At 66.6% G+C, this 15,210-nt stretch carries 12 protein-coding genes; all 12 read right to left on the bottom strand.

Going from position 1 to position 15,210, the window contains the following annotated elements:
• Positions 1-44: 44 nt before the first annotated feature.
• The gene (locus G335_RS0105075) at positions 45-788 is read right to left on the bottom strand and encodes a uracil-DNA glycosylase family protein (RefSeq protein ID WP_018168435.1); all 744 of its coding nucleotides are present in this window, start codon (positions 786-788) and stop codon (positions 45-47) included.
• A gap of 4 nt (positions 789-792) precedes the next feature.
• Positions 793-1,623 (bottom strand): CDP-diacylglycerol--serine O-phosphatidyltransferase, encoded by an 831-nt coding sequence (gene pssA / locus G335_RS0105080; protein WP_018176075.1) that lies wholly within the window; start codon positions 1,621-1,623, stop codon positions 793-795.
• On the bottom strand, positions 1,620-2,294 hold the full coding sequence (locus G335_RS0105085) for a phosphatidylserine decarboxylase (protein ID WP_018168433.1): 675 nt from the start codon (positions 2,292-2,294) through the stop codon (positions 1,620-1,622). The genes pssA and G335_RS0105085 overlap by 4 nt, the downstream gene beginning before the upstream one ends.
• Positions 2,295-2,355: 61 nt before the next feature.
• Positions 2,356-3,372 (bottom strand): ketol-acid reductoisomerase, encoded by a 1,017-nt coding sequence (gene ilvC, locus G335_RS0105090; protein WP_018176076.1) that lies wholly within the window; start codon positions 3,370-3,372, stop codon positions 2,356-2,358.
• Between the two features lie 85 nt (positions 3,373-3,457).
• Positions 3,458-3,952 carry an acetolactate synthase small subunit gene (gene ilvN, locus G335_RS0105095; RefSeq protein WP_018143980.1) on the bottom strand — a complete coding sequence of 165 codons (495 nt, stop codon included), beginning with the start codon at positions 3,950-3,952 and terminating at the stop codon, positions 3,458-3,460.
• Positions 3,953-3,974: 22 nt separating this feature from the next.
• On the bottom strand, positions 3,975-5,693 hold the full coding sequence (gene ilvB, locus G335_RS0105100; RefSeq protein ID WP_018168431.1) for a biosynthetic-type acetolactate synthase large subunit: 1,719 nt from the start codon (positions 5,691-5,693) through the stop codon (positions 3,975-3,977).
• Between the two features lie 330 nt (positions 5,694-6,023).
• Entirely contained in the window at positions 6,024-7,607 is a 1,584-nt protein-coding gene (locus G335_RS0105105) for an endonuclease MutS2 (RefSeq protein ID WP_018176077.1), read from the bottom strand.
• A 135-nt stretch (positions 7,608-7,742) separates the two neighbouring features.
• Positions 7,743-8,909 carry an aldo/keto reductase gene (locus tag G335_RS0105110; protein ID WP_018176078.1) on the bottom strand — a complete coding sequence of 389 codons (1,167 nt, stop codon included), beginning with the start codon at positions 8,907-8,909 and terminating at the stop codon, positions 7,743-7,745.
• A gap of 246 nt (positions 8,910-9,155) precedes the next feature.
• Positions 9,156-10,046, bottom strand: a complete 891-nt coding sequence (locus tag G335_RS0105115; protein ID WP_018168428.1) for a PEP-CTERM domain protein — start codon at positions 10,044-10,046, stop codon at positions 9,156-9,158.
• 303 nt (positions 10,047-10,349) lie between these two features.
• Positions 10,350-11,567, bottom strand: coding sequence for an acetoin utilization protein AcuC (locus G335_RS0105120; protein ID WP_018176080.1), 1,218 nt, complete (start codon positions 11,565-11,567; stop codon positions 10,350-10,352).
• Entirely contained in the window at positions 11,564-14,119 is a 2,556-nt protein-coding gene (locus G335_RS0105125; RefSeq protein ID WP_018176081.1) for a nitric oxide reductase activation protein NorD, read from the bottom strand. The genes G335_RS0105120 and G335_RS0105125 overlap by 4 nt, the downstream gene beginning before the upstream one ends.
• Positions 14,116-14,976, bottom strand: a complete 861-nt coding sequence (locus tag G335_RS0105130) for a CbbQ/NirQ/NorQ/GpvN family protein (RefSeq protein WP_018168425.1) — start codon at positions 14,974-14,976, stop codon at positions 14,116-14,118. The genes G335_RS0105125 and G335_RS0105130 overlap by 4 nt, the downstream gene beginning before the upstream one ends.
• Positions 14,977-15,210: the final 234 nt, after the last annotated feature.

Below are 15,210 nucleotides of genomic sequence, written 5' to 3' on the forward strand. Positions count from 1 at the left end.
TCGTTGGTTCGGAACCCGGCGACTCGGCCAAGGTTCCCAATCCCTCAATCAGTGAGCGGTTCTGACAGACAGGTCCGGGCGCGCTGCAGGTCCTGCCAGGCACGGGCCTTGTCACCCGGCTTTCGCAGCAGGTAGGCCGGATGGTAGGTCACGATCAGAGGAACGCCCTGGTAGCGCTGCTCCGTGCCACGCAGCCGACCGAGAGGCTCGTCCGTCGCCAGCAAGGCGTGGGCCGCTACACGCCCCAGCGCCACAATGACCTCCGGCTGGATCAGTTCGATCTGGCGATCGAGAAACCCGCGGCAGGCCGCGGACTCCTGGGGTTTCGGGTCACGGTTTCCGGGCGGGCGGCACTTCAGCAGATTAGCGATGAAGACATCGCGGCTCCGGTCCAGGCCCAGCGCCAGCAGCATGTTGTCCAGCAGCTGCCCCGCACGACCCACGAAGGGCTCGCCACGGCGGTCCTCTTCCGCACCCGGGGCCTCGCCGACGAACAGCCAGCGCGCGCGCGGGTCGCCCACCCCGAACACGGTCTGCGTGCGTTCGCGGGCCAGCTCGACGCAGGCATGGCAGCCACGCACCCGCGCCTCCAGGGCCTCCCAGTCCAGGGTATCGACCGCGGCGCCCGGCGCCCCGGCATCCACGACCTCGGCGTGCTCGCCCGCCACAAGGGCGGATTCCGCCGGAAGCGCCGCGGCCTCGGTCTTGTCCTCCAGCGCGATGCGCGAGCGCCACACCGGAATGCCCATGTCCGCGAGGATGCGGCGCTGGCGCACCGACAGCAACACGCGGCTACTCCCCCGACGGCGCCCGGCGACGATGCCGGCGCCAGCGCTCCAGGGTCAGCAACGGTCCGGACAGGGCATAGATGACGAAGGCCGCCAGCAGGACCTTGGGCGGATCCAGGGCCAGCAGCATCAGCGCCAGCACCACCCCGACAATCGCCAGGAAAGGCACCCGGTGCTTGAAGTCCATGTCCTTGAAGCTGAAGTAGGTCAGGTTGCTGACCATTGCCGCCCCGGCGAGCACGGTGACCACCAGGATGCCCACCAGATAGGGGTCGGCCAGCTCCGCCGGGATGCCCCAGTCCTCCAGCACCCAGACCATGCCCACCAGGATCGCGGCGCTGGCGGGGCTTGGCAGCCCCTGGAAAAAACGCTTGTCGCTGACCGCGAGCCGGCTGTTGAAGCGCGCCAGCCGTAGCGCCGCGGCGGTGGCAAAGAAGAACGCCGCCACCCAGCCGAAGTTGCCGAGGTCGTGCAGTTGCCAGAGGTAGACCACCAGCGCCGGGGCCACACCGAAGGACACCAGATCCGACAGCGAGTCGTACTGCGCGCCGAACTCGCTCTGGGTATCGGTCATGCGCGCGACGCGGCCATCCAGGGTGTCCAGCACCATGGCCACGAAAATCGCGATGGCGGCGGTGATGTATTCGCCGTTGATCGCGGAGACGATGGCGAAGAACCCGGAGAACAGCACCCCGGTGGTGAACAGGTTGGGCAGCAGATACACCCCGCGCCGGCGCCGGCGATGGGGCGGCTGGTCGTCAGCGACGGTATCCTCGCCCTCGATGTAGTCCGGCTCGGGATCCGTCCGTCGGTCGCCTTCGTCCCCTGCACTCATTGCAGCACCTCCGCCGCGCTCTCGTCGTCCCCGGTCGCCTCGGATTCGGGTAACCCGCCGAGCAAGGCCGAACCCGCCAGGACCCGCTGCCCCGGCTCGACCATCACCTGCGCGCCGACCGGCAGCCAGACCTCGAAGGTACCACCAAAGCCGGCGAAGCCCATGCGCTTGCCGCGTCCCAGGCGGTTGCCAGGGACGTTGTTCTGCATGCGCACCATGCGGGGCCAGTGATCGACGCTGAGTGCCAGGGTCAGCCGGGTGCCCTCGTCGGTCTCCAGCGCATAGGCCAGACGCCCCTCCAACTGGGCATCCGGCGCCTCGTCGGTCTCCTTGCCGGGCCAGACCCGTTCGCGAATTTCGGCCTCCTGCGGGGCGTGCACGTTGTATTCGCCCAGGCGGCGCTGACGCAGGCGGATGCAGACCGCCGGCTTTTTCGTAAACGGATCCCGGGTCTCGGTAATCGACTCGATGGTGCCATCGGCCGGGGCGATCACGCCCAGGGCCGGTGCCGGGGCCTTGCGCCGCACGTTCCGGAACAGCCCCATCAGGGCCACGGTGAGGATCACCATGAACAGGCCCAGCTCCGCCTCCCCGACCAGCAGCGTAATCACCGTCATCCACGCGGCGATGATGACGAACAGACGGCCTTCGGGAGCTAGCGGAAACAGCATCGGGTGCTCGAGAGAGAGGACGCCCTGCGACAGACCGGAATGTCCATCGCAGGGCCTCGCATCAGTTGCGGGACTTGTCGACCAGCTGGTTGGCCGTGATCCACGGCATCATGGACCGCAGACGCTCGCCGACCTGCTCGATCTCGTGGGCGGCGTTCAGGCGTCGGTTGGCGGTCATCGACGGGTAGTTCATCGCGCCTTCCAGGATGAACTGCTTGGCGTACTCGCCGTTCTGGATGTTGCGCAGGGCCTCGCGCATGGCCCAGCGCGACTCTTCGTTGATCACCTTCGGGCCGGTCACGTACTCGCCATATTCGGCATTGTTGGAGATCGAGTAGTTCATGTTGGCGATGCCGCCCTCGTACATCAGGTCGACGATCAGCTTGAGCTCGTGCAGGCACTCGAAGTAGGCCATCTCCGGTGCATACCCCGCCTCGGTCAGGGTCTCGAAGCCCGCCTTGACCAGTTCCACGGCACCCCCACACAGCACGGCCTGCTCGCCGAACAGGTCGGTTTCGGTCTCGTCCTTGAAGCTGGTCTCGATGATGCCAGTACGCCCGCCGCCGATCGCCGAGGCGTAGGACATCGCGATATCGCGCGCCTTGCCGGAGGCGTCCTGCTGGATGGCGATCAGATCGGGGATGCCGCCGCCACGCACGAACTCGGAACGCACGGTGTGGCCCGGGGCCTTGGGCGCGATCATGATCACGTCCAGGTCCTTGCGCGGCTCGATCTGGTTGTAGTGGATCGCGAAGCCGTGGGCGAAGGCCAGGGTCGCGCCCTGCTTCAGGTTCGGCTCCAGCACATCGCGGTACAGCGCGGCCTGGTACTCGTCCGGGGCCAGCACCATGATTAGGTCGGCGCCGGCGGTCGCGACATCGACATCGGCCACCGTCAGGCCGGCCTCTTCGGCCTTGGCGCGCGAGCTGGAGCCTTCGCGCAGGCCGACGGTCACGTCCACGCCGGAGTCCTTCAGGTTGTTCGCATGGGCGTGGCCCTGCGAACCGTAGCCGATGATGGCCACCTTCATGCCCTTGATGATGGAGAGATCGGCGTCTTTGTCGTAGTAAAGATTCATCGCAATTTCCTTGATATCAGCCCCCAGCGGGGCCCATGGCAAACAAACGGGCCCCGCCCCCGCAACGGGGGCCGGGCCCGGGGATTCAGATTTGCAGGGCGACGTCGCCCCGGGCGATGCCCATCACGCCGGAGCGCACGACCTCCAGGACAGTAAACGCGTCGAGGGCCACGAGGAAGGCGTCCAGCTTGGAGCCCTCGCCGGTGATCTCGATCACGTAGCTGTCATGGGCCACGTCGATGATCCGGCCGCGGAAGATATCCGCCAGGCGCTTGACCTCCTCGCGCTCGGCGGCCTCCGGCACACGCACCTTGACCAGCGCCATCTCGCGCTCGATGTGCGGATAGGCGGTCATGTCCAGCAGCTTGATCACGTCGATCAGCTTGTTCAGCTGCTTGGTGATCTGCTCGACGATCTCGTCGGAACCGCTGGTGACGATGGTCATGCGCGACAGCGACGGGTCGTCGGTCGGCGCGACAGTCAGTGATTCGATGTTGTAACCCCGTGCGGAGAACAGCCCGGCCACCCGCGAGAGGGCACCGGATTCGTTTTCCAGCAGGACACTAATGATATGACGCATACGGCTCTTCCCTGTACCCGGCTCAGACCAGGATCATTTCGTTCTGGCCGGCACCGGCCGGGATCATCGGATACACGTTCTCGGACTGGTCGGTAATGAAGTCCATGAACACCAGGCGGTCCTTCTGCGCCAGGGCCTCCTTGATCGCGCCCTCGACGTCGCCCGGCTGGGTGATCTGGATACCGACGTGGCCATAGGCCTCGGCCAGCTTCACGAAGTCCGGCAGCGCATCCATGTAGGACATGGCGTAGCGGCCCTGATAGAAGAACTCCTGCCACTGCCGGACCATGCCCAGGTAGCGGTTGTTCAGGTTCAGGATCTTCAGCGGCAGCTGGTACTGGAAGCAGGTCGACAGCTCCTGGATACACATCTGGATGCTGGCCTCGCCGGTAATGCAGCCCACCGTCGCCTCCGGATGCGCGAACTGCACGCCCATCGCAAACGGCAGACCCACGCCCATCGTGCCCAGGCCACCAGAGTTGATCCAGCGATTGGGCTTGTCGAAGCGATAGAACTGCGCCGCCCACATCTGGTGCTGGCCGACATCGGAGGTCACGTAGGCATCGCCCTCGGTCAGCTCCCAGAACTTCTGCACCACGTACTGCGGCTTGATCAGCCCGGAGGTCTGGTCGTACTTCAGGCAGTCCTGCGCCTGCCATTCCGCGATCTGTTTCCACCAGGTGGCCAGGGCCTCGGCGTCCGGCTTGCTGCCGGCCTCGTTCAGGCCCTTGATCAGTTCGCGCAGCACCGGCTCCACCTCGCCGACGATCGGCACATCCACCTTCACGTTCTTGGAGATGGAGGACGGATCGACGTCCACATGCACGATCTTCGCATGCGGACAGAACTTCTCGATGTTGCCGGTCACGCGGTCATCGAAGCGCGCGCCAATGGCGATCAGCACATCCGCGTGGTGCATGGCCATGTTGGCCTCGTAGGTGCCGTGCATGCCCAGCATGCCCAGGAACTGCTTGTCCGACGCCGGATAGCCACCCAGCCCCATCAGGGTGTTGGTGATCGGATAGCCAAGCTGGCGGGTGAACTCGGTCAGGGCCTCGGAGCCACGCCCCAGGATCACGCCGCCGCCGGTGTAGATCATCGGCTGCTTGGCCGACAGGATCAGGTCCACCGCCTTGCGGATCTGGCCGGTATGCCCCTTCGTGGTCGGGTTGTAGGAGCGCATGTGGATGCTCTCCGGGTACTCGAACACGCAGGTATCGGCCGTCACGTCCTTCGGGATATCGACCACCACCGGGCCGGGGCGCCCGGTGGTCGCCACGTAGAAGGCCTTCTTGATCGTGGTCGCCAAGTCCTTCACGTCCTTGACCAGGAAGTTGTGCTTCACGCAGGGACGCGTGATCCCCACGGTATCCACTTCCTGGAAGGCGTCGTTGCCGATCATGCTGGTCGGCACCTGGCCGGTGAACACCACCAGCGGAACCGAATCCATGTAGGCATCGGCAATCCCGGTAATCGCGTTGGTCGCGCCGGGGCCCGAGGTGACCAGGGCCACGCCCGGCTTGTAGGAGGACTTGGCATAGCCCTCGGCCGCGTGCACCGCACCCTGCTCGTGGCGCACCAGCACGTGGGAGACCTTGTCCTGCCGGTACAGCGCATCATAGATGTGCAGTACCGCACCACCGGGATACCCGAATACGACTTCGACGCCCTCGGCCTGGAGGCTGCGACAGAAGATTTCGGCGCCGGTGATGGCGGTGGCGGAGCTTGCGGACTCGGACATGGTGGTCGACTTCCTTACCGGGGGCTTGTGCACGATCGTCGGGTGATCACGCACCACAAATCAAAATAGCCCACCATCCTAATATGAAATCGCCCCCATTTCACGCCATAAAGCGGATGGGCACGCGGCAGACGTCGCGAGGAGCCAGCGATGTAGCCACCTGCAAACGGGGCTGGCTGACCCCGCCGGCCTGCCGGTCCCGCGAGATTGCCACGGCCCCTGGCGGGGCCTCGCAATGACGGGGTTGCGAGCACCGTCATCGCGAGGAGCGCAGCGACGTGGCGATCTTTTTGGGCGGCCCCGACGTCAAACCGAGCGGGCGCGGCAAGGTCAGCTGTGCTCGCCCCCGGCCTGCGCGGTGGGCAGCTCGGCGAAATGCTCGCGGGCCCGCGCCACCAGCTGCGGTGGCAGGCCGTTCTTCTCGGCGATGGTCAACCCGAAGGAGACCCCCGGCTCGCCGATCAGCAACCGATAGGTGGGCGAGAGGGTCTCCGCGTCGAACTGCATCGAGGCATTCACGATGCCCGCATGCTGCGCCGCGTAGTCCTTCAGCGGTGCCAGGTGGGTATTCACGATCCCGCGCGTACCGCGGGCGCGCAGCTCGTCCAGCATCGCCATGGCGAGGGCTGCACCTTCGTCGGGGTCGGTACCGGTACCCAGCTCGTCCAGCAGGATCAGGCTTTCGGAGCCAGCATGGTCGAGGATCCGCTTGAGCACCTCCACATGCCCGGCGAAGGTCGACAGATGGTGGAACAGGCTCTGGTGGTCACCGACATCGACCATGACCCGATCAAAACGGCCGATGCGGCAGTCCTGCTCGGCCGGGATATGCAGCCCGCACCAGGCCATGGTGACCAGCAGGCCCAGGGTCTTCAGCGCGACCGTCTTGCCGCCGGTGTTCGGCCCGGTAATCAGCAACAGCGGCTGTTCGCCATCCAGCCGGATCGACAGGGGAACCGGCTGCGGGCCGTTCCCCTCGGCGAACTGCAACAGCAGCAGCGGGTGGTAGGCCTCGATCAGCTCCACGCCGGCCTCGGGCTCCAGCCTCGGGGCGTGGGCATTCATCTGCGCCGAAAGCTGTGCGGCGGCCGAGGCCAGATCAATCCAGGTCAGCGCGGTCAGCATCAGGTCCAACGGCTCGCCATGCTGGCGCACCCCATCGGTCAGCTCGCGCAACAGACGCTGCTGTTCGGTGTTGATCTGACTGTTGACCGTATCGAGCTGGTTGTTCAACGGGACCGCCTCGATCGGCTCCACGATCTGGTCGCGCCCACCCATCGCGGTGCCCCGACGCACACCCTTGACCGCCCCGGCCGCGTCGCCGCGCAGCACCATGACTGCGCGCTCCTGGTGCCACTGCACCTTCAGCGCATCCTCGCCCTTCTGCGCAAGATCGGAGTCCGCCAGGCGCTTTTTCACCACCGCCTCGACCTCGTCACGCAGCCGCCCGCGCTGCCCGAAGGCCTCGACCAGCTCGGCGCTGGCGTCTTCGCGCAGCGAGCCGCCGGGGTTCAGGCAGGCAGCCAGGCGCTGTTCCAGCGCCTCGGGTGGGTACAGCTTGTTCAGATCCGCCGGATAGATCTCCGGGGTGTCGGCCAACTGATCCGCCAGTTCACGAGCCTGGCGCATGATGACCTGGAGATTGTGCAGGGCCTGTACCGGCAAGGCCGAACCGGGGTTGGCCGCCTGGCGCAGCGCGGCACGCACATCCGGCAGCTGGCCCAGCCGGGGCAGCGTGCCGGCATCCAGACGCTGGCGTGCGACGGTCACCGCCTTTTGCAGCGCCCGCGCCGCATCCAGATTCGGCGCCGGTTCCAGCCCGCGCGCGGCGTCGGCGCCATAGGGCGTGGCAGTCAGGCGCTCCAGCAGACGCTGGATCGCGGGGAATTCGAGGGCCTTCAGATCAACCTGCATGGCATACCCTTGTACATGAAATCTCTGCCGGAACCTTGTGGGAACCGGCTTTCCGGCGAAGCCCCTGCCCGCATCCGGCTTTGGCAGGGGCTTCGCGTGCAAGCACGCTCCTACAAGGAAGGGCGAGGATCCTGGTTACTCCTCGGCCTTCTTGAACATGCCGAGATAGGCCTTCTTGTCCATCATCGGCTCGCGCATCACCGCCAGCATGTCGTCCAGGTGTTCCGGCGTGCTCATGCCGACCAGCGAGGTGCCCAGACCCGGCGTGGAGCGGTTGAACTGCAACGCGCGCTGCGCCGGGTTGGGCAGGCTCGCCAGTTGCTGCTCGACCACCTCCACCGACTGTTTCGCCAGATGCCCCTTCAGCATGGAATGCGAGGCGATCATGTACACCTCCAGCTGGTGCGCGGCCTGCAGCGGGCTGGCCACATTGCCCTGCCCGGTCGCGGTGTTGAAGCGGGTAAAGCCTTCCAGCATCACCTGGTTGAACGGCAGCATGGCGATCTTGAAGTGGTGCCGCGCATGGTCGTCGCCGGTCACCGTCTGCGCGGCGCGTTCGGCCAGGCCCTGCATGGAGGTGAGCGACTGGAACACCGCCGCGTCGGTCTCCTCGCGGAAGCCCTCGAAGGTGGAGATGCCGTAGGTGCGGATCTTCTTTTCGAGTACCGCCCGCTCCAGCATCTCGAACACGGGCTCCAGCTTGCGGTTGGTCGGCTCCTTGCCGATCTCGTGGATGTGCACCTCGGGCTGGTCGATCAGGAACGCGTCCAGCGTCTCCACCCCCATCAGCGAGCGTGACAGCTCCATCTGGTAGTGGAGGTATTCCGGCGTCAGCAGATGCGCGCCCTTGGCCAGATCATCCTTCGTGCCCATGCCCTGGGCCTCGATCTCGCGCTGGAACCAGGCCTCCATGTCCTCCGGAGGCCCACCGCGCAGGGTCAGGAAGCCGCCCTTGGAGATCAGGAACATCGCCTCGCGCGGAACCCCGGCCTCCAGCGCGGTACGCACGCCAGCCCCCACCGCGGCCAGCGACCGGCCGTAGCGGTAGTGCGCGCCGGTATCGACCACGTTGACGCCCTCGGCCAGGCCACGCGCAACGATCGCGGAGATCTGCGCGTCGACCTCGGCGGTGGCTGCCCCGCCGAAGGTGCCGATCCCGAGGCTCGACAGGCGCATCTTCGCGCGCGAGAACTCGCTGTAATGCCCCTCGGCGGCCTTGCCCTCGGACACGAACTGCTCTGCGTAACGACGCGTCGCCTTGGCATTGGCGTATCCGGGTATCAGTTTCTGCACGGGCTGCATGCGTCTCCTCGATTGGTCGCGGGTCCCTGGTGACGGACTCAGGGAAGCCCCGAACCCTCACCCACCCGATGAGGGGGAGAATCGTACGTCAGCGGACGGGATTTGCGAAAACCCGCAACGCGAGCGGGCCACTACCGGCGGCATTGTACGGCCGCACAAACAGCCGCGCCCTGGCATGTGCCAGGGCGCGGGGCAGAGGCCGACCCGAGCCGGAAGCCAGGGGGCGGCAGAGGAAAGCAGCGGAGGCTACAGGCCCGGGGCCGAATGCCGATAGCGGCGGAAGGCCCCCAGCATCACGAGCCCAAGCCCGATCAACCAGACCGGCCCAGGGAGCGGAACCTCGGTCGTGGTGGCGAACCGACCGCTGAGATAAAGCTCCTCGAAGCCATTGTTCAGGTCGTCCATAAAGAAATCGATCCCGAACAGATAGCCTTCGCCGGAGAACAGGCCGAGATCCATGGTCGGGGCAAACACGATGTAGTCCAGCTTGCCGCTTCCCTTGTTGGCATCGGCCTCGTACACCTCGCCCGAATCGCCAATCACCTCGACCTCGCCGGGCGAGAGAACCGGGCCGCCATTGCCGTCGTCAAAGATCCAGCGAGCCACGCGTTCCCCGGTGACGGGGTCGTAGATAAAGACCTCGGCCTGGACCCACAGATCGGGGGCTGAGCCTGTCTGGTTGTGATCGAAGATGAACGTGGGGATTGTGGCCCCCGGGTTAATCGCATCCAGGTACGCCAGGAGGTTGTCCACCAGCACAGGCCCGTTGGCCTGGGTGCCCAGCCCCCAGTCACCAGTGAAGTCGGTCGTACCGCCACCCGGCAAGGGCATGGGGTCCTCGAAATTGTAGCTGCCGCCGGGCCCGATACCCTGGTTATCCGCGCCACCAGCACCCGTGCCCACAATCAGATCCAGCGTGCCGGTGCCCTGCCCGGTAAACTGGTCATTGGACAGGAAACCCCACTGGTTCAGCAACGAGCCGGAGTAAGAATAGAAATCGTTGTACTGAATGGCGACCGGGATCCCGTCATAGGTCTCGTCGACGTCCGGAAGCTCGATAATGGCCGCGTTCGCCACCGAGCCTGCGAGCATTACGCCCGCTAGCACCACCACCTGTTTACTCCACCACTTGCGCATCACACTCACCTCCGGCTCCCGGCCTGTTGACCGCTCAGGGCGCCTTTCGCCCTCTCGAGCAACTACGAAGCAAGACACGCGCCAAAGCCGCTAAAGACCTGTTTGATCGCGAGTTTTTCGCAAACCCGATTCGCCGCGAAGGACCTCGTGTAAACCATTCCGACATTTTTCGGGAAACCGGCCCGAAACCCCGTCGGAAAGCTTTACACCCGATGGGCGCCCCAGGAGACGCGGAGCCACAATCCAGGCTCGGTATCGTCTGTGCCCGCAGTCACGGGCCGGTGATGGGTCAGCGTCTCTTCACTACCCGCGCAACAGCGGGTGTGTATGGAAAAGCCGCTCCAGGCGGTCCTCGAGTTCGGGGCGCACGGGGCCGGAACGGTCGGCGTCCAGGCGGGAGACGAACAGGTTCGCGTACCACGCCTCTTCCTCGTCCATGTCCCAGTCGACCTCGCGCAGCAAGGCCTGGCCGGCCGCGGGGATCGCGGCGGGGAGGTCGCGACCGGTCAGCAGGGCCCAGACGCCGGTCCAGCAGCGGGCGAGCGCGAGGGGGTGATAGCCGCCACCGCCGAGGACCAGCAGCTTCGGCGTGCCATCGGCGTGGCGCGGGCTGGTTTCGATCACGTCGTCGATACAGGCAAGGAAGCACTGGGTGGAGATCCCGAACTTGCCGAGCGGATCCGGCAGCAGGGCATCGGTGCCCGCCTGGACGACGATCACGTCCGGCTGCCAGCGATCACGTACCGCGTCCCAGACCCGGGTGAAGGCAGCGCGGAACTCCGTGTCGTTGGTCTCCTTCGGCAGTGGCACATTCACCGCATTGCCGAGCGGGCCCGTGTCCTCGATGCGCCCGCCCTGGAAGGGGTAGCCGTATTCGGTGTCCATGTGCAGGGAGACGGTGAGGACATCCGGGTCGTCGGTGAACGCGGCCTCGACGCCATCACCGTGGTGGGCGTCGATGTCGAGATAGAGCACCCGCTGGCCGGCCTGGCGCAGGCGCAGGATCGCGAGCGCGGGGTCGTTGAAGTAGCAGAACCCGCGCGCCTGGTCGGGAGCGGCGTGGTGCATGCCGCCAGCCGGATTAAAGGCCATCTGCCCGCCCAGCACGACCTCGGCGCCCTGGATGGAGCCAAAGGTGGCAGTGGCCGGGGTGGCGAAGAAGCCGGCGAAGAACGGGTTCTCGAAGTTGCCGATGTTGTGGCGGTCGCGGTAGCGCTGGAAGACCTTGCCCAGCGCCTCGGCGCGCTGCATCGCGGAGACGTACTCGCGGGTGTGGAACCATTCGAGCTCGGCCGGCTGCGCACGGCGCGTGACGGCCATCTCCCCGGGGGTGATCGCGTCATAGGCCTCGATCAGGTCAATGGTCAGCGAGACACGCGGGATACCGAGGGGATGGTTGTCGCCGTAGCTGTGCCCGCGATAGCGCGGCGCATGCAGCAGGGTCGCGTGGCGACGGGCCGGGGCGCGCTCCGACCCCGGGGCTGTGGCGGCCGGAGCGATGGCTTCGGGGGTGGCATTCACTGGCGCAGCCTCAGGTAGATCTCGGGCAGACGGCGCGGCAGCTCGTCCACGTGGTCGATGATGGTGTAGTGCCCGGGGCCGAAGATGGCCGGCAGGTACTCGGACCCGGACGGGTCCAGGGTGATGCAGAAGGGGTGAATACCGGCATCCACCGCCTCCTTCATCGCCATGCGGGTGTCTTCGTGCAGATAGCGCTGGTCACCGCCATCGTCGTAGTCGGCCGGGCGCCCATCGGTGAGGATCAGCAACAGGCGGCGCTGGCTGGAGTTGCGCTTGAACGCCTCCAGCGAGTGACGGATGCCCGCCCCCATGCGCGAGGCCAGGCGCCCGGACACCCCGGCGATGCGGGCGCGCACGGTGTCGTTCAAGTCCTCGTTGAAATCCTTCAACCAGTAGTAGTTGACCTGGTCGCGCTGCTTGGAGGCAAAGCCGGCGAGCGCGTAGGGGTCGCCGACCTTTTCGATGGCCTCGGCGAACAGCATCATCCCTTCGCGCACACGGTCGACGATCTTGCCCTGCCCGCTTGGGTGGCGCGCCATGATGGAGGTGGACATGTCCGCCAGCATCAGTACCGAAGTGTCGCGATGCTGCACCGCGCGGCGGCGGTAGATGAAGGCCTTGGGCGAGAGCCCGGCCTTCTTGTCGGCGATGTAGTCGATCACCGCTTCGGTATCCAGCTCGTCGCCGTCCAGCTGCTTGCGCTGCGGCGCCAGGCGCATCGGGCGCTGCATCTCCAGGCCGCGGGTCAGACGCTTCAGGGTGTCCGCGTTCTCGGACAGGATGGTCGCCGCCAGCTCCGGGTTCTCGTCGTCCAGCACGCGCTCGTAGAGGTTCACCCACTCGGAGATGTAGCGCTGCTCGCGGTAGTCCCACTCCGGATACGGGATGCCGTCCTTCTTCGGGGTGTAGGGCGCGGCGCGTTTGGCCACCTGGGCCGGCTGCGGGATGCCGGTGCCGATGCGCCCGCCGGTGCCGGAGGTCTCCTGCTGCGGGGTCTGGATATCCGCGTCCGGGTCCTTCTGTGCCTGCTCCGGGGCCTGCTGCGGCTGTTCTTCCTGCTTCTGGTGCTCGAGCTTGTGCTCGTCGTGCGCCTCGTGGTCGCGGAAATCAGCCAGGCTGCCGTCGCGCTTGCGCTGCGGGTAGACGGGCAGCGACTGGTTCAGCGACAGCCCGGGCAGATAGGCCTCGGCGCGCTCCTCGATGGTGATCTCGGGGAAGGCCTCGTCGGCGAACAGCTCCTCGCCCACGGACCAGGCAGTGACGATATCGGCGTCCGGCTCCAGCATCCGCGCCAGGCGCGGGTCCTGCGGCTCGCCCCGTAGCAGGGCCTGGTGGGCGCGCAGGGCGAAATCGTAGTAGCTGCCGGCCGCACCCTCCGGACGCTCGTGGGCCCGGGCAAGCTCCACCAGGCGCGGCAGGAAATTCGGGATGCGCGGGGCCAGGCGCGCGTTCACGCGCAGGTCTTCGGCCAGGTCGAACAGCACCTGGAAGCGGAACATGCGCGCCTCGAATGGCGCGAACAGCGGGCGCCAGGTGATGCGCGACTTGTCGTCCAGCGGCGGATGCTCGGCGCCCGCGCGCTCGAACAGCCGTTCGACGTCGGTGTGCGCATAGGTGTCGAAGGCCAGATGCGCGGCCGCGTGCTGGGTGGCGACGATGGTCTCCTCGCGGGAATCCATCACCGCCGGCATGAACAGGCGCCGGCCATCGGTCTCCAGCATCGGGCGGCCCTCGCCCGGCTTCCAGCTGGAGTCCGCCAGCGGGATGTCGGCGTCCAGCCAGGCCATCAGCACCAGGCGCAGGAAGCGCCCGTGCATGCGCGGGCGAAAGCCCGGCAACGCCTCCAGCAGCAGCTTCAGGCTCTCGTCGCTCTCCAGGCGAAAGTACGCCTCGCCGCGCGAGCGCCCGGCCTTCAGCAGGTCCGCGCCGCGCCGCGCCCACGACAGCAGGCCCTGGTCGCCGACCAGGTTGCGGGCGATCGGGGCGCCCTCGAGGTAGGCGTCCAGAGTCAGGCCGCGTTCGTCGAACAGGGTCTCGGCCGGCTCGATCAGCGCGCGCAGGCCGTCGATGCCACGCCCGCCGGCGAGCTTCTCGAAGTCGGTCTCGAAATAGGCCCGGGCATCGGGCAGGCTGCGTGCGCACCAGCGCAGGCCGATCTCGGCCCACTCGCGTTCGCCGGCCTCGCCCCAGGCGCCGTACACGCGATCGGCCTGGGCCATGAAGCCTTCCAGCGCATAGTTGGAATTGACCCACTCCTTGAAGCGGGCCGCCTGCTCCAGCCACAGCTCCACCGTCTGCATGTGCTCGGCGAGTCGCGCCGAGTGGCGCATAAAACTCTTGCCCGACTCGCGGTCATGGAAGAACAGGTCGCGCGCGGTCTCGATCCAGCGCCGCGCGATGGTGGCACCGAACGGCCGGATGGTCGGCAGGGCCTCCTTGGTGTCGCGATGGGCGACGAAGCTGATGTCCTCCAGGTGCTGGAGGATCTCCTCGATCTCGACGAGCTCTTCCGCCTCCGGTTTCGCGCCGCCGTTGGTTGCGGTATCGCTCACGCGGCTTCGGACTCGGGGAAGTGGGCGTCGAAGATCTCCTCCAGTGCCTGGATCAGCTCGGGGTCATCGGTGATGGGGGCGATCATCGCGGCGCGGCAGGCGACACGCGGGCTCAAGCCCGCCTGCATCAGTTCGCCGGCGTAGGCCAGCGCACGGGTGGAGGTGGCCTCTTCCAGACCGTGATCCTTCAGCGCGCGCGCCTTGCGCCCGGCGGCGACCAGCTTCTCCACGCGATCGGCGTCCAGCCCACCGGATTCCTTGGCCACGATCTCGCGCTCGACGTCCTCCTCCGGGTAGTCGAAGTGGATACCGACGAAGCGCTGCTTGGTCGAGGGCTTCAGGTCCTTCAGTACGGTCTGATAGCCCGGGTTGTAGGAGATCACCAGCATGAAGTCTTCGTGCGCATCGATGATCTGCGACTTCTTGTCCAGCGGGAGCTGGCGGCGGTGGTCAGTCAGCGGGTGGATCACCACGGTGGTGTCGGTGCGCGCCTCGACGATTTCGTCGAGGTAGCAGATCGCACCCTCCTTGACCGAGCGCGTCAGCGGGCCGTCCTGCCAGACGGTTTCCTCGCCCTCCAGCAGGAAGCGCCCGACCAGGTCGGAGCTGGTCAGGTCCTCGTGGCAGGACACCGTCACCAGCGGCTGGCCCAGGACGTGGGCGATGTGCTCCAGGAAGCGGGTCTTGCCGCAACCGGTCGGCCCCTTGAGCATCACCGGCAGGCGCTTCGAGTAGGCCGCCTTGAAGATCTCGATCTCGTCGCGCTGGGGCTTGTAGAACGGGGCGTCACCCGCGTCCCCCGGTTTCTCGATGACGTCGCGTTCCACACCGCGGATGCGGTTGATCAGGTTCTTCATGGGATCTCCGATGTCGACCGCGGGGTCGGGACTGACCGCGGGGCCGGGACTGGTGTATGCGCGGGGGCGGCGTTACCCTGCTGCGCGTTGGGCGGGCCGCCAATCGTGTTCCCGCAGGCTTTGTTGTATCATTCTCTGTTTCTATTCTATCGAACCTGCGCACTTGCATGAACCAAACGCCCCACGGCAGCGGGGTTGGTCTTGCGGATGCGCCCGTCACTCGGATTCAGCGCT

The sequence above is a fragment of the Thioalkalivibrio sp. AKL8 genome (assembly GCF_000380525.1).
Lineage (GTDB): Bacteria > Pseudomonadota > Gammaproteobacteria > Ectothiorhodospirales > Ectothiorhodospiraceae > Thioalkalivibrio > Thioalkalivibrio versutus.